Source organism: Flavobacterium pokkalii, from assembly GCF_014596575.1.
In the GTDB taxonomy this organism is placed as follows: domain Bacteria; phylum Bacteroidota; class Bacteroidia; order Flavobacteriales; family Flavobacteriaceae; genus Flavobacterium; species Flavobacterium pokkalii.
Genome location: NZ_NASZ01000033.1, coordinates 1 through 22267, shown reverse-complemented (window position 1 = coordinate 22267; position 22267 = coordinate 1). Strand labels below are relative to the sequence as shown.

12 protein-coding genes are annotated in these 22267 nt (G+C 33.8%); 8 read left to right on the top strand and 4 right to left on the bottom strand.

Translation table 11 applies throughout. From position 1 onward, the window contains the following. The first annotated feature begins 56 nt into the window (after positions 1-56). Entirely contained in the window at positions 57-2420 is a 2364-nt protein-coding gene (locus B6A10_RS15515; protein ID WP_188221596.1) for a GAF domain-containing protein, read from the top strand. On the opposite strand, the gene B6A10_RS15510 is transcribed toward B6A10_RS15515, so the two are convergent. Beyond that, positions 2417-3607: a Pycsar system effector family protein gene (locus B6A10_RS15510; protein WP_188221595.1), complete on the bottom strand. Its 1191-nt coding sequence runs from the start codon at positions 3605-3607 to the stop codon at positions 2417-2419. The genes B6A10_RS15515 and B6A10_RS15510 overlap by 4 nt on opposite strands. A gap of 43 nt (positions 3608-3650) precedes the next feature. On the opposite strand from B6A10_RS15510, the gene B6A10_RS15505 reads away from it, so the two are divergent. After that, a complete protein-coding gene (locus B6A10_RS15505) occupies positions 3651-7364 on the top strand; it encodes a metallophosphoesterase (protein WP_238929429.1) in 3714 nt (1237 codons plus the stop codon). Here B6A10_RS15505 and B6A10_RS15500 read toward each other — a convergent pair. Next, complete coding sequence (locus tag B6A10_RS15500; protein WP_188221593.1) at positions 7361-8233, bottom strand: hypothetical protein; 873 nt, start codon at positions 8231-8233, stop codon at positions 7361-7363. The two genes, B6A10_RS15505 and B6A10_RS15500, sit on opposite strands and share 4 nt — an antisense overlap. Positions 8234-8243: 10 nt before the next feature. Then, the gene (locus tag B6A10_RS15495) at positions 8244-9308 is read right to left on the bottom strand and encodes a hypothetical protein (RefSeq protein WP_055092916.1); all 1065 of its coding nucleotides are present in this window, start codon (positions 9306-9308) and stop codon (positions 8244-8246) included. A 351-nt stretch (positions 9309-9659) separates the two neighbouring features. Between B6A10_RS15495 and B6A10_RS15490 the strand changes: the two genes are divergently transcribed. From B6A10_RS15490 to B6A10_RS15475, 4 genes are all read left to right on the top strand, one after another. Further along, positions 9660-11087 carry a PAS domain-containing sensor histidine kinase gene (locus B6A10_RS15490; RefSeq protein WP_188221592.1) on the top strand — a complete coding sequence of 476 codons (1428 nt, stop codon included), beginning with the start codon at positions 9660-9662 and terminating at the stop codon, positions 11085-11087. Further along, the gene (locus B6A10_RS15485; RefSeq protein WP_188221591.1) at positions 11077-11481 is read left to right on the top strand and encodes a response regulator; all 405 of its coding nucleotides are present in this window, start codon (positions 11077-11079) and stop codon (positions 11479-11481) included. Before B6A10_RS15490 ends, B6A10_RS15485 begins: the two co-directional genes overlap by 11 nt. A gap of 63 nt (positions 11482-11544) precedes the next feature. Next, complete coding sequence (locus B6A10_RS15480; RefSeq protein WP_188221590.1) at positions 11545-13395, top strand: T9SS type B sorting domain-containing protein; 1851 nt, start codon at positions 11545-11547, stop codon at positions 13393-13395. A 63-nt stretch (positions 13396-13458) separates the two neighbouring features. Continuing rightward, the gene (locus tag B6A10_RS15475) at positions 13459-17850 is read left to right on the top strand and encodes a T9SS type B sorting domain-containing protein (RefSeq protein ID WP_238929428.1); all 4392 of its coding nucleotides are present in this window, start codon (positions 13459-13461) and stop codon (positions 17848-17850) included. A 70-nt stretch (positions 17851-17920) separates the two neighbouring features. On the opposite strand, the gene typA is transcribed toward B6A10_RS15475, so the two are convergent. Beyond that, positions 17921-19717 (bottom strand): translational GTPase TypA, encoded by a 1797-nt coding sequence (gene typA / locus B6A10_RS15470; RefSeq protein WP_055092923.1) that lies wholly within the window; start codon positions 19715-19717, stop codon positions 17921-17923. Positions 19718-19886: 169 nt separating this feature from the next. On the opposite strand from typA, the gene B6A10_RS15465 reads away from it, so the two are divergent. Together B6A10_RS15465 and B6A10_RS15460 are read left to right on the top strand one after the other, a co-directional pair. Beyond that, the gene (locus tag B6A10_RS15465) at positions 19887-21599 is read left to right on the top strand and encodes a PAS domain-containing sensor histidine kinase (protein WP_188221588.1); all 1713 of its coding nucleotides are present in this window, start codon (positions 19887-19889) and stop codon (positions 21597-21599) included. A gap of 1 nt (position 21600) precedes the next feature. Then, on the top strand, positions 21601-21999 hold the full coding sequence (locus B6A10_RS15460; protein WP_188221587.1) for a response regulator: 399 nt from the start codon (positions 21601-21603) through the stop codon (positions 21997-21999). The last annotated feature ends 268 nt before the right edge of the window (positions 22000-22267 follow it).

Sequence of the window (22267 nt, the reverse complement as noted above, 5' to 3'; positions counted from 1 at the left end):
TAAAAACAGTCCAAACAGGATAATTCACTATTTTTGTAAGCTAAACAAAAATCAAGATGAATCATCGTTTATTTAAAGAGAGTCCTTTTAAAACCCTTATTTCTTTTCATAAACTCATTGAGACACTGGAAGAAATTGCCTTATCAGATGTTGATTACCGCTCTAATTACGCTAAATCGTTACTAAAAGAAATCGAACATATTCCCGAATTTAGAACCGGAATCGAAGATTTAGCTATAATTACGGACAACAAAAAACTTATTAAAAATTTACTTGCCGATTTATTCCCGACGGCATTGACTAATAATGAAATTAAGGCGGTTACTATTCCGTTTCAGAATATAACTTTCAATTACACCAAAAGGTTCAAAAAAATTGTAAAAAACGCCGGAAATTTTGACTTGACCATCCGTGATTTTAACGAAGACCAATTTTATGTTTTAAGCTGTATTCTAATCTTAAATGCTTATTACAAACAAAATTTTGACTATAACAAACCTTTATTTTACGATATCCCCGATGCCAATGGTGTAATCTATCATTATCGAATTCTTTACAACGCCGATTTTATAGAAATATATCCCTTAGCCGAAGCTCCGGATTTGAGTTCGGAAGACATAGACGAACTCATGGATAACTTTGGAAATGTGGCGCTGTGGAAAGAAAAATTCCCTTTGGAAAGCTGGGTTTTAAAAGGTTTTGGAATCATCAGCCTTTTTGATGCTACTAAAGAAAGTGCTATTTCCAACCTAAAAAGTAATCTTTTAAGAAGTAAAAAAGATCCTGAAGAAAACGATAATACTTTAGAAAACATTTTCAGATCTTTTTTCAAAATTCCTGATTTAAGAATCGGAATCAGTTTGTATAACGATGAAGAAAAAACATTTACCAAATTGCCTTTTGAAAAAGCAAAAATGGGAAGTTTTATACTTCAAAACAAAACCGAAGTAGCCTGTTGCAATGCCTTTTTAGGCTGCTCTTTGAACAAACTTTTAGAAACGCAGGAGCTTTTTACCATTTCTAATGTGGAGGCTTTTGCCCAAATTCCGGGAAATGAAAATTTTGCTCAAATATTATTAGAACAAAATATTAAAAGCTGCATCTTTACTCCTATTGCCAAAGAAGGCAAATTACTGGGCGTTATCGAGCTGGTTTCAGGCACTGCCCGACAATTAAACAGTATTAATGCAAACAATCTCAATTTAATACTTCCTAATATTGTCAACACTTTAGAGCGCTACAACACCGATTTACAAAATCAAATTGAAGCGGTTATTCAAAGAGAATATACGGCTATTCATTCCAGTGTTTACTGGAAATTCAAAGCCGAAGCACAAAAATATTTGCAAACTAACGCTTCCAATACAAACTACAATTTTAAAGAAATTGTTTTTAAAGAAGTCTATCCGCTTTACGGACAAATTGATATTAATAAATCTTCCGAACACCGCAACAACACGGTAAAAGAAGATTTGAAAAATCAGTTAGAAAGCATTTTGAGAATTTTTGAAAAATCAAAAAGCATACGCAAAATTCCTTTGTTAGAACAACAAAAATTTGAAATACATTCTTTTTTAGGCGAATTAACAAAAGAATTAAAAGCCGATACTGAACAACAAATTCAAAATTATATTGATAAAGAAATTCATCCTTTATTGAATAATTCGATTATTGACGCCGAAGATCAAAATTTGGTTGCAAGCTATTTTGAAAATCTGGATATTAAAACCGGACTGTTTTATCAGGCCCGAAAACAATTTGACGAAGCGATGGCTATCGTCAATAAAAAAATGGCCGATGTTTTAGATCAGGAACAAAACGAAGCGCAAAGTATTTTTCCACATTATTACGAACGCTTTAAAACCGATGGTGTAGAACACAATTTATATATTGGTGCCAGCATTACTCCTGCGCAACCCTTTAATGTAATGTATTTAAACAACCTGAGATTGTGGCAATTGCAAACTTTATGCAAGATGGAACTGGAACACCATCGCTTAAAAAAAGTTTTGCCGTATAATTTGGAAGTCAGTTCGTTAATATTAGTTTTCAGTTCGCCAATTTCCATCCGATTCCGTATGGACGAAAAACGTTTTGATGTTGATGGCACTTACAACGCCCGCTATGAAGTAGTTAAAAAACGTATTGACAAAGCCCATATTAAAGGAACCAACGAAAGAATTACGCAAAAAGAGAAAATTACGATTGTTTATTCGCACCAATACGAAGAAGTTGAATATTTAAAATACATCAAATTCCTGCAGTTCAAAAACATCTTAGAACCTGCTATTGAACAATTTGAAGTCGAAGAATTACAAGGCGTTTACGGACTAAAAGCCATCCGAATCAAAGTCATGAATACCGATGAAAATTTAGACACAACTTATACGTACAAAGAATTATTAAGTGCTTTGGATTAAATTCGGGTAGTGTAAAAAGCGATGAAAAAAGCCAAGAAAGACACTATAATTCCAAACATAAAAATATTATAAGTAATGCGGAGCAATTTGTATTTCCTTTCGAGAACAACACCCAAAAAATACAAATCCTTAATCATCGAATTGTATAAATAAGTATTGTCGTTCATCATTTCATTAACTGCCCATTCGTATTCATCCAATGGCATTTTGTAAAAATTCCCAAAGAATAACAAATTTACTTTTCGGTCTTCAATGTCTTTTCGGGTAAAAGTGCCACTGGTTACTTTAGGTCTCGTGGACAAAATGGCAAAAATGATAGAAATCACACTAAAAGTAAGCATCACAAACGTAGGAATCACTAAATGAGCGTTTCCCGGACTGTCTAATTTAGGCACTATTGTAGATAATGCGATCGAAATGATAATAGCATTTACGGATAATAAAATATTGGCTTTACTATCGGCAATACCACTCAATCGGGTGTGATTGCTCAAAGTTACCCTAAACAAGGTATCAATCCCACGATCAGGTTTAGAGGCTTTAGCGGCCTTAGCTTCCTTATTTTTTTTAGTTTTTTTAGGAGTTGCTCCTTCTTCCATCTTGTTGATTTTTTCCTGAATTAAGCGAATATTTTTTTCTTTCAAAGGCTGCCAGTTTTCTTTTGCATAATCCGTATAATACTGATGACATTGGGTAAGCATGTTTAAATTTTCCTGCGCCCATTCTAAATCCGAAACCTGTTTGCACTTTACATGTTTCCATTCGTTTCTTAAAAGTTCACAACGATCACAATAATTTTCGGTAGTAAAATGGAAGAAATCAGCATCTTTAATTACTTTTTCTTCAATACTTTGTGGAATATAATGATAAACAGTCGCCCGGATAAAAGCACTTACCTGCGCGATATAATCCTCGGATTTTCCATTAGCTTTTAAAAATTCGGTTGCAATTTGCACACTTGCCTCTTCGTGATTATCCGGTTCGTTTACATAACCTGTATCATGAAACCAGGCTGCAACCACCAGCATTTCAATAGTTTTCTCATCCAATTTTTCGCTTTGCGCAAGCGTTTTTACGGCCGAAACCACATCAGTAGTATGGTTAAAATTATGGTATAAAAATGAACTAGAAAGTTTATCTTTGAGTAAATTATAAACAAAATCCTGTACTTGATCTGTAAAGTTCATAGGTAAATTTTTATACTACTAAATTATGAAATTGTTTTTGCTTATGCGATTTAACAAAATTAAAATATTTTCCGTTGCTTTTTTAGGTTCGATAACGCTCTTTTCCTGTGCAACACACCAACTGCAATTAGGTGCTAATTCCGAAAAAATCACAAATACAAACGACAAGGATAGCATAAAAATTGCCCATCGCTTTTTTTTAATTGGCGATGCCGGAAATGCCGACCAGGAAAACGCTCAAAAAATCCTTGCTGCACTGCAAAAACAACTGCAACAATCGGATAAAAATGCCACTTTATTATTCTTAGGCGATAATATTTACCCAAAAGGAATGCCTGATGAAAAAGATAAAAAAGCATACGCACTTGCGCATGAAAAACTCACTGACCAATTGGCAATTTCCAAAAATTTCAAAGGAAAAACTATTTTCATTCCCGGAAATCACGATTGGTATTCCGGCATTACGGGATTAAAACGTCAACAAAAAATAGTAACTCAGTATTTGGATTCCAAAAAAGGCTTTCTCCCTTCGGACGGTTGCCCGATTGATGATTTAAAAATAAACGAAAACCTTTGCCTGATTACCATTGACAGTGAATGGTTTTTAGAAAATTGGGATAAAATTCCAACCATCAACGACGATTGTAACATCAAAACCCGTGAAGCTTTTTTTGAGGAACTGGAAAGCATTTTAAACAAAAATCAGGACAAAACAATAATTATGGCTATTCATCATCCATTGATGAGTAATGGCACTCATGGCGGGCAGTTTTCGCTTGAAAAGCAACTTTTCCCTTTGGAACAAAAAATTCCGTTGCCCGTAATTGGTTCCTTTGTCAATCTTTTACGAAAAACTTCTGGCGTGAGTCCGCAGGACATCCAAAACAAACAATACCAAATTTTAGCAAAAAGAATTAAAACCCTTTTGCAGGATCAGAAAAATGTAATTGTAGTTTCGGGACACGACCATAATTTGCAATACATAGAAAACGAAAATATTAAACAAATCATCAGCGGCGCCGGTTCTAAATCAGAAGCCGCAAGAGCCGTTTTCCCTAATGATTTTTCGTATGGAAACAACGGATTTGCCACTTTAACTGTTTTTACAAATGGAAAAACAGTTGTTCAGTTTTTTGGAATGGAAAACAATGAGAACAAAATTTTGTTTCAAAAAACACTTTTAGAACCACAAAAAACAATCGTAAATAATTACGCAACTTCATTTACCAAAACAACCAAATCATCTGTTTATAATGACGAAATGACGCGCAAAAGCATGTTACATAATTTCCTTTTTGGAAAACATTATCGTGATTATTATAGTACTTTAATTGATGTCCCTGTGGTTGCTTTAGACACTCTTTTTGGCGGTGTAAATCCACTGAGAGCCGGTGGTGGTCATCAGTCTAAATCGCTCCGACTGGAAGATTCTGACGGAAAAGAATACGTTATGCGTGCTTTGAAAAAAAGTGTCAGCCGCTTTTTGCAAAGTGTAGCATTCAAAGATCAATATGTAGAAAACGAATTTAAAAACACCTACGCCGAAAATTTCCTTTACGATTTTTACACCACTTCACATCCTTACACACCTTTAGCAATTGGAAATTTAGCCGACCCAATTGGTGTTTTGCACAGTAATCCCAAACTTTATTATATTCCAAAACAAAAAACTTTGGGCGAATTCAATGCTGATTTTGGAAATGAATTGTATCTGGTTGAAGAAAGACCTTCTGACAGCCAAAAAGACCTTAAAAGTTTTGGAAAACCGGAAGCGATTATCGGAACATACGATTTATTAGAAAATTTACAAAAAGACGAAAAATACAGCATTGACGAAGCCGAATACATCAAAGCCCGCTTGTTTGACATGCTCATTGGCGACTGGGACCGTCATTATGACCAATGGCGCTGGGCGGAATACAAAATTGGAGATCAAGTAATTTACAAACCTATTCCCCGCGATCGCGATCAAGCATTTTCTAAATACGACGGTACTTTATTGTCTTTACTAATGAATATTCCGGCGCTGCGACACATGCAAAGTTTTAAAAATGACATTAAAAATGTAAAATGGTTCAATAGAGAACCTTATCCGTTGGATTTAGCTTTATTGAAAAAAGCATCCGCAAACGATTGGATTGCTCAGGCAAAATTCATTCAGGAAAATCTAAGCGATACGGCAATTGAAGCTGCTTTTAACAATCTTCCAAAAGAAATTCAGGATAAAACCATCTCTTCAATTATTGAAAAATTAAAAAGCAGAAAAGCACAATTAAATAAATATGCGACGGAATACAACAGGGTTTTACAAAAAACCGTACTGATTGTTGGCACCAACAAAAAAGACCTTTTTGATATTAAACCACTATCCAAAAATGAAGTTTCAATTTCCGTTTTCAGAATAAAAAAAGAAGGAAAAGAATTGGTTTACACCAAAACATTCCACAAAAAAACCACCAAAAACATCTGGATTTACGGTTTGGATGATGAAGATATTTTTGAATTCAATAACGCCCAAAAATCCGTCATAAAAATCAAACTAATTGGAGGTCAAAATCACGATAATTATACGATTTCTAACGGGAAAAACATCCGTATTATTGATTTTAAAACCAAAAAGAACAGTTTTGATATCGATTCTAAAACCAAAAAATTATTGACTAACGATTACGAAACCAATTTTTACAATTATCAAAAACCAAAATACAATGCTTTTTCCGGTTTGCCGGGAATAGGTTATAATCCGGATGACGGTGTTAAACTGGGCATTGTTGCCAATTATACTGTAAATCATTTTAAACAAAACCCTTACACTTTGCGCCATACCTTTAAAGCCAATTACTTTTTTGCTACGGATGGTTTTGAACTGAACTACCATTTAGATGTTCCAAAAATGATTGGAAAATGGAATTTTAGACTGGATTCTCAATTTACCAGTCCTAATTTTGCCATTAATTATTTTGGTTTTGGAAACAACACTGCTAATTCGGATGAAATCAACGGGATGAACTACAATCGGGTTCATGTAAGTATGGTGAAGTTTGCTCCGAAAATCGAACGAATTGGTCGTTTTGGAAGCACTTTAAGTTTTCAAATTGCCTATGAAAATTTTGATGTAGAAAACACACTGGGGCGCTTTATTGCCATTCCGAACATTGTAAATCCTGATATTTTTAAAAATCAGCAATTTGCCGGCGCAACGATGCAGTACAGTTATGAAAATTATGACAACACCTCACTTCCTACGATGGGAATGGGTTTTATGATGGCGGCCAACTGGAAAATGAACCTTACAAACAGCAAACAAAATTTTCCAACCTTAGAATCTAAAATCAATTTCAATCACAAAATAGACCGTCAGGGAAAATTAGTTTTGGCTACACTGCTAAAAGCGAAAGCTATTTTGAACAATAATTTCGAATTCTATCAGGGAGCTGCTTTAGGTGGTGATTATGATTTAAGAGGTTTTAGAAATCAACGTTTTTTAGGAAATCAATCTTTCTTTCAAAGCAGTGATATTCGTTTCACTGTCGGAAAAATCAAAAATAGTATTGTACCGATGTCTTACGGAATTTTTGGCGGATATGACTATGGAAGAGTTTGGCTTGATGGCGAAGATTCTAACCAATGGCATCAGGCTGTAGGCGGCGGTTTATGGCTTAACGGAGTCAATACCGTTACGGCAAGATTGAGCTATTTTAAAGCAACAGTAAACGAAGAAGCGCGAATTGCTTTCGGACTTGGATTTGGATTCTAATCAATAGTATTCAAATCCAGCTGATAAAGCTTCCCTCCTGTTTTCTTTACTTTTTCATCGGCAATTAAAAGCGTTTTATTGTCTTTGAAACAAATGGCTTCTTTTTGGGAAAAATGATTCAGTTGAATATTTTTTACTTTTCCCGAGAAAAAATTATCGCTGGTAAAATTTTCAAAAATCCATAATTGACTATGACTTAACAAAACCACTTTTTTGCCGTCAGGACTAATGGCGGCACTGGTTATGGCGGCATTTTGAAAATCGCCGTCCGCTTTAAATTCCCCTAATAATTGCGCCTGATGCGCTCCTGATTTATTTGGGATTCTATATAACAAAGTAGTTCCGTCAAAACCTTTACTTCTGTTTTTGGTAAACAAATAAAAATTGTTTTGATATTCGATAAAAGACTCTACATCATAAAAAAGTTTGCTCTTTTTAGGTGGAAATTCCGTTTGTTCCGGATACACAAAACTGATTTTATAGGCAGGAATTACACTTTGATTTTTCAAAGAATCTTTTGCAATTTTATAAATAGCCAAATCCTGTCGTTCATTATCATTATTACCAAAATCACCTATGTACAAATTCCCCAATTTGTCTTTCGTTATATCTTCCCAATCGACATTTTCGGTTTGAGAGATAGTTATGCTTTTTTCTAATTTTCCATTTTCGTCCAATCCGTAAATGACATTGGCATTACCACTGTCTTCCAAACTCCAGATTAAATTTGAACTTTCACTAAAAACAATCCCGGAAACTTCTTTTAATTGTTTTGGCAACAAATACAGTTCCGTTAAAACACTTGCGTCTCTTTGACAAAAAGCAATCAAAGACGAGAATAATACAAGAGGTACTATTTTTTTTATCATAAAATTAAATTTAAAAACCAGGCTTAAATAAGTCGGGATGTTTGAAATTTCGGGTAACATATTTAAAAGCGGCACTCAACAAATAGCCCATACTTGTGGCATTTTTAAAATTCAAATCATTGGTATAACGATACAATTCCATTTTTAATTGTTTGATATGTGCTTCGGGTGCAATGGTATCATTAGCCATGATGCGGAGAATTTTTTGAATTCGGGTTTCGGCAGAAAGAATTCTTTTGGCCAGAGCTGCTCGCTCTTCATTTTTATATTGCTCGATAGAACTATCCTGTAATTTCTCCTTAATTAATTGAATCATTGGGAAATTTTCTTTGAAAAATTGCGGACGATAAATCTTAAAATTCCCTTCGTAACATTGCTGGTCAAAATCGATTGCCCGAATTTTATAAACCACCTGATCAAAATCGTGAATAGGAACAATCACATAATTATAAGCGCGCATATCGCCCAAAAGCCGAATCATGCAACGCTCGTTGAATTTGACAAATTCTTTTGCAATTTGAGCCTTTTCATGTTCTGAACAGTTTTGAAGAGCCGTTTCCATAAAAACATCTCCCGGAATTCCTATAATATGTTCCTCAATTAAAGTATCGCCATACACCAAAAAATTAATTTTATCCGGCGACAAAATATGTTCTAATTCCAAACCGTAAATTCGGGAAGCATCGGCTTTTTTAATATAAAAATGAACATAATTATCATTCAGCACATTACGCACTTTTATTCGAAAAGGTTTCGAATTTCCAAAAGTACAATAATCAATAGCATCGACATTCAGGAATTTAATAATGTCCAAATTCCCGTCGGAATGCAGTAAGGAATAGATTTTTTTTAAGGTTAAATCTATCTCATTTCTTTCATATTCATTATAAAAAACTCTTGCCCATAAAGTGTCATTATCATTTTTATCATAAACATTGACAGAACCCGAAAAACGCAGCAAATCGTCATAAGCAATCGCCACTTTTGAAATCCGGTCAAAACGTTCTAAATAATCAAAAAGAAAATTATTGATGGGGTATGTTGGTTTTTTAAACAACGGAGAAATCTCACTCATGTATGCTGGTATTTATGCAAATTTACATTAATTATTTGAAAGCAAAATCAGGCGAAAAGTTTGAGAAAACCTGAATTTACAAAAAAAACACTTAACAACCCAAAAACCGCTTAATTACTGGTTATCAACATCTAAAAAAACGTCTTTTGGGTAAAGTTAAAATTAAGTAAAAAAAAGCATGTCGTTCATCGATTTTATTTGTTCGCACTGGTATTCTTAAGTATTTTTATTTTTCTGAATACTTTTTATAAGTATTTATACCTAATACAAATCATTAAAAGAATACAATTTTTACACAAAAGATACCCCCACAAATCAATCCTTAAAAACAATTCTTTACTATGCCAATTTATGAAAACTAAACAGGAAGTTTATACTAAAGAATCTTTTGAAATTGGAAAATGGGCTATCAACTTAAACACAAATACAATTTCCTGGGACGCAAAAACCAGAGAACTATTTGAAGTCAACGAAGATTTTATTCCAAATTTTAAAAATTGCACTCACTTTATTAACCGGAAAAATTTCATTGCTTTTAAAACAATTATTAATGAAGCATTTAAAAACGACGTTCCCAGTTTTGGAAAAATACAAATTATTACGGCTAATAAAACCATTAAACTGTTGGAATGCATTTGCCAAATTGAATTGGCTCAAAATCAAATTAGCAGAATTCACGGGACTTTTAAAGGCGTAAATCAACCCAAAGACATCGAAAAAGACCTCTGTCTATTATCACTCATTGGTTCTGAAACCACGGATAGTATAATTATAACCAATGCCGAAGGAGAAGCCATTTGGGCAAATCAGGCTTATATGAAATTAAGTGGTTCAACTTTGCCGAAAATCATTGGAAAAAAACCTGATTTTTTCTGTTTTTCGCCCCAAATAAATAGTGAAACCTTAAATAAAATTTCGCAATCCATTCAGCAAAAAACAGCGACTAAAGTAGTTTTTCATCATTTTGACAAACAAAATCAAAAATACTGGTTCGAATTAAACATTACTCCTGTTTTTAACGAAAACGGAATTTGTTCGAAATTCATTGCTATTGGCAGAGATATAACAGCTACTAAAGAGAAAGAAATAGAACTCAAAGAATTGTTAGAAGTGACCAGTCAGCAAAACAATAAATTACTGAATTTTACGCATATTGTTTCTCATAATATTCGTTCCCACACCAGTAATTTACAGATGGTTTTGGACGTTATCGAAAACACCGACGATATCAATGAAAAGCTCACCTTCATCGATATGTTTAAAGAAGGAACCGAAAAACTGGCTGAAACCGTAGAAAACTTAAACGAGGTAATTACTATTCAAAAAAATAGCAATATTAACAAAACCAGTGTTCATTTGAAGTCGGAAATTGAAAAAGTTAGCAGCCTTTTTCATAACAAAATTGCCATTACACAGGATATTCCCGGCGATTTAAACATTAATGTAATTCCGGCTTACTTAGAAAATATGCTGCAAAATTTAGTGACTAACGCCATTAAATACCAATCTCCTGAACGGATTCCGCGATTGGAAATAAGTTATCAAAACCAGGAAAACTATCACATTATTCTTTTTAAAGACAATGGTTTAGGAATTAACACCGAAAAACACAAACACAAACTTTTTGGCATGTACAAAACTTTTCATGGAAATGATGATGCAAAAGGCATAGGTTTATTTATTGTTAAAAATCAAATTGAAGCCATGAATGGAAAAATTGAATTAGAAAGCACCGAAGGATTAGGCAGTACATTTAAACTCTATTTTGATGAAAAATAAACTTACTTACATTATTGATGACGACCAATTATCAATTAGGTTAATGAGTATGATTATCACAAAAAATAATTTTTGCGAAGAAATAACTGCATTTCATAATCCTCAAACCGCTTTAGACGAACTCAAAAAAAACACCTCTGATTTATCCAAACTTCCGGATGTTATTTTATTAGATTTGAACATGCCCGTTTTGGACGGTTGGCAGTTTTTAGACGAACTAAATCAAATTTCATTTGGCAAAAAGATTGTCGTTTTTATTGTTTCCTCTTCCATTGATCCCTGCGATTTAGAAATGACAAAAAAATACCCGATGGTAACCAATTACATTGTAAAACCCATCAACTCCGAAAAACTAAAAAAAGCGACCTTATTATTTGAAAATGAAGTAAAATAAAGCCTTTTTTAAAAGAAAAGTACGCTTCTTAAAAACAGAGAATTATAGTAACTTTGTAAGACTATGAAAGTCGCAAGAACTATAATTCTCTGTTTGTTTTTACACCATTTCAGCCTGCAATTGCGGGCACAAAGCATTACTATTGACGACACTAAAAACGCCGCCGAACTGGTAAACTTACTCACCCAAAACAGCTCCTGTCTGCAAATTGCCAATGAATCAGTTAGCGGCGATACTTTTACTTCTGGTAAAAACAGCTATGGAACCTTTAGTAACAGCTCGGCTAACTTTCCGTTTCAATCCGGGATTGTATTGAGCAGTTGGAGCAGTACGCAATCGGCAGGACCATTTGTAAGAACTCCCGGAGAAGGAAGCGATTCCTGGCTTGGCGATACTGATTTGGATCAAACGTTAAATATCAATTCGGTAAATGCGACTGTTTTAGAATTTGATTTTACTCCTCAAACTAATGCCATTAGCTTTAATTATCTTTTTGCTTCTAATGAGTATCAGGATGATTATCCTTGCCGTTTTTCGGATGGTTTTGCTTTTTTAATCAAAGAAAAAAACAGCACTAATCCTTACCGGAATTTAGCCGTGATTCCAAATTCGACAACTCCGGTTTCTTCCACTAATATTCATCCGGCGATTGCATTTGTGGATCCGTTTGGAAACGTAAAATCCTGTACTGCATCTAATGCCTCTTTTTTTGGACAATTTAATAATACACCAAACAATTCCAGCCCTATAAATTATGCCGGACAAACTAAAGTTCTTAATTCGCGAACTAATGTTATTCCCGGAACTACTTATCACATTAAATTAGTGGTTGCCGATGACCGAAATCCTTTATATGATTCGGCAATTTTTATTGAAGCGGCGAGTTTTAACTCCGTTATTGACTTAGGAGCCGATAAATTATTAGCAACCAATAACGCGATATGTTTTGGTGAAAACTATATAATCGACACCCAATTATCGGCTACTTTTAATTACAAATGGTACAAAGACGGCGTATTATTAACTACTGAAACCAATCCGTCCTACACCGTAACAGCGCCGGGAACTTACAAAGTAGAAGTAACACTAACCCCTTCCGGCTGTGTTTCCTCCAATGAAATTAAAATAGAATACACTCCCGAAATTGTTTTAAACGATTACACCTTAATGCATTGCGATTTTGACGGAGACGGAAAAGAAGTTTTTGATTTATCTCAGGCTGATGATTTTATAAAAAACAACGACACAACTTTAAGCAACGTCATTTATTATGAAAATAGTAGCGATGCTCAATCTGACAGCAATCCTATTCTGAATCCTTCAAATTACATTAACCAATCGCCAAACCAAACGCTCATTGCCAAAGTCACTAATTCCTATAATTGTGCAAATTATGCCAAATTAACTTTGAAAATTTCAAACGACAATATTCCCAATCAAACAGCAATCATAACTGGAGTTCAAACTCATGATTTTGACGGAAATAATAACACGGCAGTGATCGAATACAGCGGTTCCGGAAATTACGAATTCTCTATCGACGGAGATTTCTATCAGGACAATCCCGAATTTTTTAACCTTTCAGCCGGAAGCTATACCGCTTATGCCAGAGATAAAAACGATTGTAGTGAATCTATTCTTTTTCCTTTTATAATTTTAGATTATCCGCGTTTTTTTACTCCTAATTCGGATGGTTTTAACGATACCTGGACCATAAAAAACCTAAATACACTGCCCCAAGCTACTATTGCTATTTTTGATCGTTATGGAAAACTCCTCAAACAGTTCAACTCCTCAAATCTGAATTGGAACGGAACTTTCAACGGTCATTTACTTCCTGCTGATGATTATTGGTTCTATCTGATTTTTGAAGATGGTAAAAACATAAAAGGCCATTTTTCATTAAAAAGGTAAATAATCACAACTTATTTATATATTTATCGAATGAGGAAAATTTTCTTGATAAGCTTATTTTTCATGGTACTGAATTGTTGGGCACAATTTAGTAAGACGCATTATATTCCGCCGTTAACCAGCCAAAATGATAATTTATTAACCGGAGATCATTATTTATATATTTCTACCCCAAGTACTAAAAATGTTGCACTGAAAATCATCGCTATTGGCGGTCAGATTATCAATGCTACTGTTAGCAACACCAATCCTTATGTCTATCAAATAGGTTTTGGTGACAATACCCAACTCCTTACGCCAAAAACAGCTACCGGAAAGCTATCAAATAAAGGATACATCATAGAAGCTGACGATTTGATATTCTGCAGCATAAGAGTAAATTCCGGTTTTGACCCAGATCGCAAAGTTTATAATCATGCCGGCGGATTAGTAACCAAGGGAAACAGCGCTTTAGGAACTACTTTCCGGCTTGGTGCAATGCTTAATCCTTTAAACGACCCTACGCTTCTTAATTTTGCTTCGATACTCGCTACCGAAAACAACACAACCGTTACAATTTCGAATATTCCTAACGGAACACTTTTAGTCAACGGCACCATTATTTCCGGTCCGATTACTCTTAATTTAAACAAAAACGAAAGCTATGTTATTGCATTAGAAAACGATAATAATACGATTTCAAACAGTTCTAATTTAATTGGAGCTTTAGTCCAATCAGATAAATCTATCGTTATTAACTCAGGATCTTTTGGAGGTAGCAATGATACTGAAGTAACGGACTATGGAAATAACAATATAAGACCCAATGGAAGAGATTTAGGATTTGATCAAATTGTTCCTTACGAAAAAACCGGAAAAGAATACATTTTTGTAAAAGGATTGGGAACTGATGAAATAGAACGCGTTTTATTAATCGCACACAAACCCAATACAGAAATATATTTAAACGGAAACACAACTCCTAATTATGTTTTACAAGCCGGAGAATATGTTCCCATAGACGGATTTCAATTTATCAACAATAATTTATACATAAGAACTACTGAAAACGTATTTGCCTACCAATGCATTGGCGGATTAAAAAAGAATCTTCCTCCTTATACCCAAACAAATCTCAAAAACAATCCCGCTGCCAATCAAAATCTTTTTTTTGTTCCGCCTTTAAATTGCTCTACGCCAAATATAGTTGATAATATTCCGTTAATTGATAAAATTGGAGATGTTAATTATTCCGGAGGATTAAATATCGTTACCGAAAGAGATGCAACAGTTTTAATTAACAACAATCCTGTCAATACCAGCCCTGTAGCTGTTATCGGAAACCCAAATTATGTACGCTACTCGGTCGAGAATCTTTCTGGAAACATCAGCATTAAATCTAGCCGTCAGGTTTATGTTTCTTATTATGGCACCAATGATGCGGCGACTTATGGTGGCTATTATTCGGGATTTGACGCTAAACCTGAAATTGCCTCTGATAAAATTGCGCTAACAACATCTGCCTGTATTCCAAATCTGATATTAAAAGTAAGTTCCAGCTTAACCTATGATAGTTATCAATGGTATTTTAATAATACTCTAATTGATGATTCCAACTCAAATTCTTACACTCCAACTCAACCCGGATATTATCAGGTAAAAGGAAGTATTTCCGGTTGTGACGTTACTCTTTTATCAGATATCATTCCTGTAAGCAATTGTCCTTCTGACATGGATAATGATGGTGTAAATGACAACATTGACCTTGATAATGACAATGACGGAATTACTAATTGCACGGAATCTTACGGAAATCAAAATCTCAATCTTACGAATTTAAATTCCGGAAATATTAATATTGGAGATTATCCTAATTCGTTTACCGGAACAATCAGTACATCAACTGTAGCAAGTAGCAATCCATTTGCAGGAAATCCCGATGGAAGTTTTGTTTCAGAAACTCCTGCCGGAAAAGGAAATTTTGTAAAATATACACTCAATTTCACAAAACCAATGAGTACCGGAATAGAATATGTTACAACAGCAAATTCAACTGATTTATTAAATGCAAATGCTCAATACGTTATTTCCTCAGATATTGACAAAACCATTACGGTTTTAAACCCAAATAATGAATTATTGATTGATACGAATTATGACGGAATTTACGAAAGCAGTGTAACCGAATATTCTTCATTTGAAATCCGTTTCCAAATAAACGGCATTACACCATTAGCTGCTGGTTCTACAAATTTTAAGTTTTTAACGCATTTAACCAATTCAATTAGTTTCACACATACAAACCTTTCGGATACAGAAATCAACAAAAGTACTTTGAAATTTTTCGCTGTTTGCGTACCAAAAGACTCAGATAGTGATAACATAGAAGACGAATTAGATCCTGACAGCGATAATGACGGCATTCCTGATTTAACAGAAAGTCAAAGCAATAACTTTGTTTTAAATACTACTGACACCAATCGTAATGGTTTATACGACATTTTCGAAACAAATTTAACTCCTGTTGACACAGATACTGACGGTATTCCGGATTATTTAGATTGGGATAGTGACAATGACGGAATTTACGACAGTATTGAAACCGGAAGCAACAATACCGACACCGATAATGATGGAATAAAAAACTACAGAGACCTGGATAGTGATGGTGATACTTGTTTCGATGTGATTGAGGCTGGATTTACATATTCAAACGGAAATGGAATTTTAGGTTCTGTTTTCCCGCCAAATGTTGATAATAATGGTGTGGTAACCAGCCGTACTAATGGCTATACAACTCCTAATCCAAATTACAGTATTGCTGCTCCAATTATAATAACCAATCAACCTATTACTTCTCCAAGCTGCGAATTACAAAATACTTCCATTTCTATTACAGCAAATGGCGACAGTTATCAATGGCAACTTTCTACAGATGGAATCAATTGGAGTGATATACCTAGCAATAGTACTTATTCGGGAGTTGCAACAAACCATCTGCATATTGATTCCGTTTCAAAAACCATGAATAATTACAAATTCCGCGTTTTCATTAACCGAAATGGAAATAGTTGCGGTTTACTTTCCAACGAAACCACTTTAATCGTTTACGATTTACCTGTTGTAAATAATATTTCTATTAAACAATGTGATGATGATTTAGATGCCAAAAGCACTTTTAACCTTACTGTTAAAAACAATGAAATTTCAACTAATTACGAAAACGAAACATTCAGTTATTTCTCAACAGCTATAGCCGCAAATACAAATGATACTTCTAAAAAAATAGCCAATCCGTTAGCATATATAGCAAACAACGGGACAAGCATTTGGTGCAGAATTGAAAATAACAATGCATGTTTCTCTGTTGCAAAAATAGATTTAGTAGTTTCAGCCACACAAATTCCGTCCTCTTTCAACGTAGTATTTGAAAACTGCGATGACTATATCGATGCCACAAATGATGATTATGACGGAATTACTGAATTTGATTTCAGTAGTGCTCAAAACGATATTTTAGCATTATTACCAGATCCTAAAAACAATTATTCTATCAAATATTACGAAACATTAGCTGATGCTTTATCTGAAACAAATGAAATTACCAACACCACAACTTATCGCAATACACTCGCTCCCAATGAACAAAAGATTTGGGCTCGCGTTGATAATGATTTAGACAACAGCTGTTTTGGCGTTGGCCCACATATTACTCTTAAAGTCAATCCTAAACCGGATATTGACATCAATGCTAATCATTTGGCTGACAGGTATATTTGTAATAACCTGCCAAATTATTATATAACCTTAGATGCCGGAATTCTTGATGGTAGTCCTACTACTGATTATACTTACATTTGGTCAAAAGACAATCAAATTCTAAGCAGTCAAACCAATCCAACTTTATCAGTTAATAAAGCGGGAATTTATACCGTAGAGGTAATTTCTCAAAAAGGGTGCAGCCGAACCAGAACGATTACTGTTACTGCTTCCGAAATTGCCCGAATTAACACTATTGAAGTAGGTGAATTAAGCGAAAACAACACGCTTTTAATTCTGGTTGAAGGTGTTGGTGCTTACGAATACAGTTTGGACGACGCTGAAAACTTCTATCAGGACACCAATCTTTTTGAAAATGTACCTGCCGGAATTCATCAAGTTTATATTAGGGATAAAAATGGTTGTGGCGTGACTTTTCAATCGGTAGCAATTCTTGGTATTCCTCGATTTTTTACTCCAAACAATGATGGTTTCAACGATTACTGGAACATCAAGGGAATCAACTCTGAATTCAATTCGAAAACTGTTATCCACATTTTTGACCGATATGGTAAACTTATCAAAGATATTAATCCTCAAGGTCTAGGTTGGGATGGTACATTTAATGGAAAATTGCTTCCTTCCGACGATTATTGGTTTTCTGTCAAACTGGAAAACGGCCAGGAACTCAAAGGACATTTTAGTCTAAAACGCTAAACAAACCTCAAAAAAAAATCCCAAATTTCAATTATGAAACTTGGGATTTTTTATGTTTAAGATTTAAAAATTAGATTTTAAATCTTTTTCTATCAGTTTCAGATAAATAAATTTTTCTTAAACGAAGTGATTTTGGAGTAACCTCTACGTACTCATCTTTTTGAATATACTCTAAAGCTTCCTCTAAAGAGAATTTGATAGCAGGAATAATTCTTGCTTTATCATCAGCTCCCGAAGAACGAACGTTAGATAATTTTTTCGTTTTAGTCACATTCACAGTCATATCATCACTACGAGTGTTTTCACCAATTACCTGACCTTCGTAAATATCTTCGTTTGGATCCACAAAGAATTTACCTCTGTCTTGTAATTTATCGATAGAATAAGGAATTGCTTTTCCATTTTCCATAGAAATTAACGAACCATTGTTACGTCCAGGAATTTCTCCTTTGTATGGCTCATAACCAATAAAACGGTGTGACATAATCGCTTCACCGGCAGTTGCAGTAAGCAATTGATTTCTTAAACCAATAATTCCACGGGATGGAATATTAAATTTAACAATCATACGCTCTCCTTTTCCTTCCATAGAAAGCATTTCACCTTTACGAATAGAAACAAATTCTACAGCTCTACCCGAAAGATTTTCAGGTAAGTCGATCGTTAATTCCTCAATTGGCTCACATTTCACACCATCAACTTCTTTGATGATTACTTGTGGCTGACCAATTTGTAACTCATAACCTTCTCTTCTCATGGTTTCGATAAGAACCGATAAGTGTAATACCCCACGTCCAAAAACCATAAATTTATCAGCAGAATCAGTTTCAGCAACACGCATTGCTAAGTTTTTCTCTAATTCTTTAGTCAATCTTTCACGGATGTGTCTCGATGTAACAAATTTTCCTTCTTTACCAAAGAAAGGCGAATCGTTAATGGTAAACAACATACTCATGGTTGGCTCATCGATAGCAATGGTTTGTAAAGCTTCCGGATTTTCATAATCAGCGATGGTATCTCCAATTTCAAATCCTTCAATACCTACAACCGCACAAATATCTCCAGCCTGAACTTCTTCTACTTTTTTACGTCCAAGACCTTCAAAAGTATGTAATTCTTTTATTCTTGATTTGATAACTTTACCATCTCTTTTAACCAATGAAATTGGCATTCCTTCTTTTAAAGTACCTCTTTCTAAACGACCAATAGCAATACGTCCTGTAAATGAAGAGAAATCTAATGAAGTAATCAACATTTGTGGCGTTCCTTCAGAAACTTTAGGAGCTGGCACATTAGCAATTACCATGTCTAATAAAGGCTCAATATTTTCTGTTTGAACTTTCCAATCCTCAGACATCCAGTTATTTTTAGCAGAACCATAAACTGCCGGGAAATCCAACTGTTCTTCAGTAGCACCTAATTCAAACATTAAATCAAAAACTTTTTCATGAACTTCCTCAGGAGTACAGTTTTCTTTATCTACTTTATTGATTACTACGCAAGGTTTTAATCCTAAATCAATTGCTTTTTGCAATACAAAACGCGTTTGAGGCATTGGCCCTTCAAAAGCATCTACTAACAAACATACACCATCGGCCATGTTCAATACACGTTCTACCTCTCCACCAAAATCGGCGTGCCCAGGAGTATCAATAATATTGATTTTTGTTCCTTTATAAGAAACCGAAACGTTTTTTGAAGTAATTGTAATACCTCTTTCACGCTCTAAATCGTTGTTATCAAGGATCAAATCTCCAGTATTTTCGTTTTCACGAAATAACTGACAATGATACATAATTTTATCAACCAAAGTGGTCTTACCGTGATCGACGTGGGCAATAATTGCAATGTTTCTAATAGCTTCCATCTGTGATTTTTAATGGCTGCAAAGGTACACTTTATTTTGATATAAAAAATAATTCTCAATACACTTTGCTATTAATAGACGCTTTTAGCCATATCTCTATCATTATCGAAAAATTAAATAAGTTTCACTGGAAATTTTACTATTAACATTTATTAATTATATTTGATTAATGAAAACCAAAACCAATCAAATAACAATAATATACTTACTTATTGCCGTTGTTTTGGCGACTTTTTTATACAAAGTCTCCTCGGTTTATTTAGCTCCCGAAAATTACCTCCTTTTTAATCTGATTAAAGATTTTATTTTAATATTTCTAACGGCAGTAGCTATTAGATTTATCCTGACCAGAAATGAAAATAAAAACAAAACCATTTTTGAAAGATTAGAAAATACCAATAACGAAATCAAAGAATCCAATGATAAGTACGATATTGTTGCCAAAGCGACAAGTGACACTATTTGGGACTGGAAAATTCAGGAAGATAAACTCAGTTGGAGCAAAGGGATAAAAGCAGTTTTTGGCTACGAAGAAGATCAGGTTGGCGACAGCTCAAGTTGGTGGTTTGGAAACATACATCCTGAAGACAGTATCAAAATGTCTATAAAACTATATTCATTTATAGAACAAAAAACTGAAAAATGGCAGGATGAATATCGTTTTAAATGCGCCGACGACACTTACAAATACGTTCTTGACAGAGGTTTTCTTCTAAAAGATGAAAATGGAAAAGCCATCAGAATGATTGGAGCACTTCAGGATATTACCAAACAAAAAGAAGAAGAACTTCGACTAAAATTATTGGAAACTGTAATTTTACAAACCAAAGAATCAATTGTAATCACTGAAGCCAACTTTAACAAAAATCTACTACCTAAAGTTATCTATGTAAACCCGGCATTCACACAAATGACCGGATACAAATCTGAAGAAATAATCAATAATTCCTTAAGCATTTTAAGAGGTCCAAATACGGATATTACTGTTTTAAAAAGAATTTTAGAAACCATAAAAAACAAAGAAGAAGGTTTACTTGAAATTAAATCTTACAGAAAAGACAAAACTGAATTCTGGCTTCGTTTTACAATGATTCCAATTTACAATGCCGAACAAGAATTATCGCATTGGGTTTCGATTCAAAGAGATGTAACCGAAGAAAAAAATCAGGAAAAAGAAAAAGAACAACTCATTAAAGAATTGACTCAAAACAATAAAGATTTAAAACAATTCTCATACATCACCTCTCACAATTTAAGAGCTCCAATGTCTAATCTTACCGGACTTTTAAACCTAATTGAAGACATTGAAATCGAAGATTCTGAACTAAAAGAAATCATTGATGGTTTTAATAAATCTACTCATCTACTAAACGAAACCATCGAAGACTTGACTAAAGTCATGATTATTAAAGATAATATTGCCATTGAAACCGAAAATATTTCGCTTAAAGATATTTTTGAAAATGTTTTCAATCAATTAACCACCCAAATAGAATTAAGTAAACCTATTTTAAAATTAGACATAGAACATGTCAATCTCTTAAATACAAACAAAGCTTATTTAGAAAGTATATTATTAAATTTACTAACAAATTCACTAAAATACAGAGCTAACAATCGAGTTTTAAGAATAACTATTGCAGCACATCAAGTGGACGACACCATACAACTCTCATTCAAAGACAATGGTATCGGAATTGACCTCGTTAAAAACAAAGATAAAATTTTTGGACTATATCAAAGATTTCATGATTACCCAGACAGCAAAGGTTTAGGTTTATACTTAGTCAAATCACAAGTAGAAGCTATGAAAGGAACAATCTCTATTGAAAGCCAGGTAAACAAAGGAACTACAATTACAATAACATTTAAAAACAAATAACATGTTAGATTTAATTCTATGTGTCGATGACGACCCGATAACACTTATGTTATGTAAAAAAGTAATCTCGAAAGCTTCTTTTTCCAATAAAATAGCTACAGCTAAAAATGGAGAGGAAGCATTACAATACTTCGATTCCATCCTAAATAAAAAAGAAGAAAAAATACCGGAATTAATTTTTTTGGATTTAAACATGCCAGTAATGGATGGCTGGGAATTTCTGGACAATTTTAATACCGAAAAATATGCTTCTGTAAACACCAAAATAATCGTCCTCTCCTCTACCATAGACCCTGAAGATCATCAAAAATCAAAAAACTACCCTATGGTCATCGATTTTTTATCAAAACCAATTACAAATGAAATGCTTAATTATTTAGAATCAAAATTACAGGGATAACTACTGAGTAGAAATTAAATCTATAATAAAAGACTTCAAACCTTAAACTTATAAAACGAATCCTAATTCTTTAGCTTGAATTAGGGTTCGTTTTTTTCACAACTATTCTCTCTAAAAAAAGGAAATAAACAACTATTTATCTTACAAAACTTAAACGAAATCATAGAACACAATAGCTCCACGAGTCATATCGACAAGTTTTTCTTTAGTCATCTTATAATAGTTCTTTGATAATTCAAAAATACGTATAAAACAAAAACCCTATCCG

What these genes read in the sequence shown, in the direction of transcription:
- B6A10_RS15480 (WP_188221590.1), top strand. Translation starts at nt 11,545, where the DNA reads ATGAAAGTCGCAAGAACTATAATTCTCTGTTTGTTTTTACACCATTTC.
- B6A10_RS15500 (WP_188221593.1), bottom strand. Translation starts at nt 8,233, where the DNA reads ATGATAAAAAAAATAGTACCTCTTGTATTATTCTCGTCTTTGATTGCT.
- B6A10_RS15485 (WP_188221591.1), top strand. Translation starts at nt 11,077, where the DNA reads ATGAAAAATAAACTTACTTACATTATTGATGACGACCAATTATCAATT.
- B6A10_RS15460 (WP_188221587.1), top strand. Translation starts at nt 21,601, where the DNA reads ATGTTAGATTTAATTCTATGTGTCGATGACGACCCGATAACACTTATG.
- typA (WP_055092923.1), bottom strand. Translation starts at nt 19,717, where the DNA reads ATGGAAGCTATTAGAAACATTGCAATTATTGCCCACGTCGATCACGGT.
- B6A10_RS15475 (WP_238929428.1), top strand. Translation starts at nt 13,459, where the DNA reads ATGGTACTGAATTGTTGGGCACAATTTAGTAAGACGCATTATATTCCG.
- B6A10_RS15510 (WP_188221595.1), bottom strand. Translation starts at nt 3,607, where the DNA reads ATGAACTTTACAGATCAAGTACAGGATTTTGTTTATAATTTACTCAAA.
- B6A10_RS15490 (WP_188221592.1), top strand. Translation starts at nt 9,660, where the DNA reads ATGAAAACTAAACAGGAAGTTTATACTAAAGAATCTTTTGAAATTGGA.
- B6A10_RS15515 (WP_188221596.1), top strand. Translation starts at nt 57, where the DNA reads ATGAATCATCGTTTATTTAAAGAGAGTCCTTTTAAAACCCTTATTTCT.
- B6A10_RS15465 (WP_188221588.1), top strand. Translation starts at nt 19,887, where the DNA reads ATGAAAACCAAAACCAATCAAATAACAATAATATACTTACTTATTGCC.
- B6A10_RS15495 (WP_055092916.1), bottom strand. Translation starts at nt 9,308, where the DNA reads ATGAGTGAGATTTCTCCGTTGTTTAAAAAACCAACATACCCCATCAAT.
- B6A10_RS15505 (WP_238929429.1), top strand. Translation starts at nt 3,651, where the DNA reads ATGCGATTTAACAAAATTAAAATATTTTCCGTTGCTTTTTTAGGTTCG.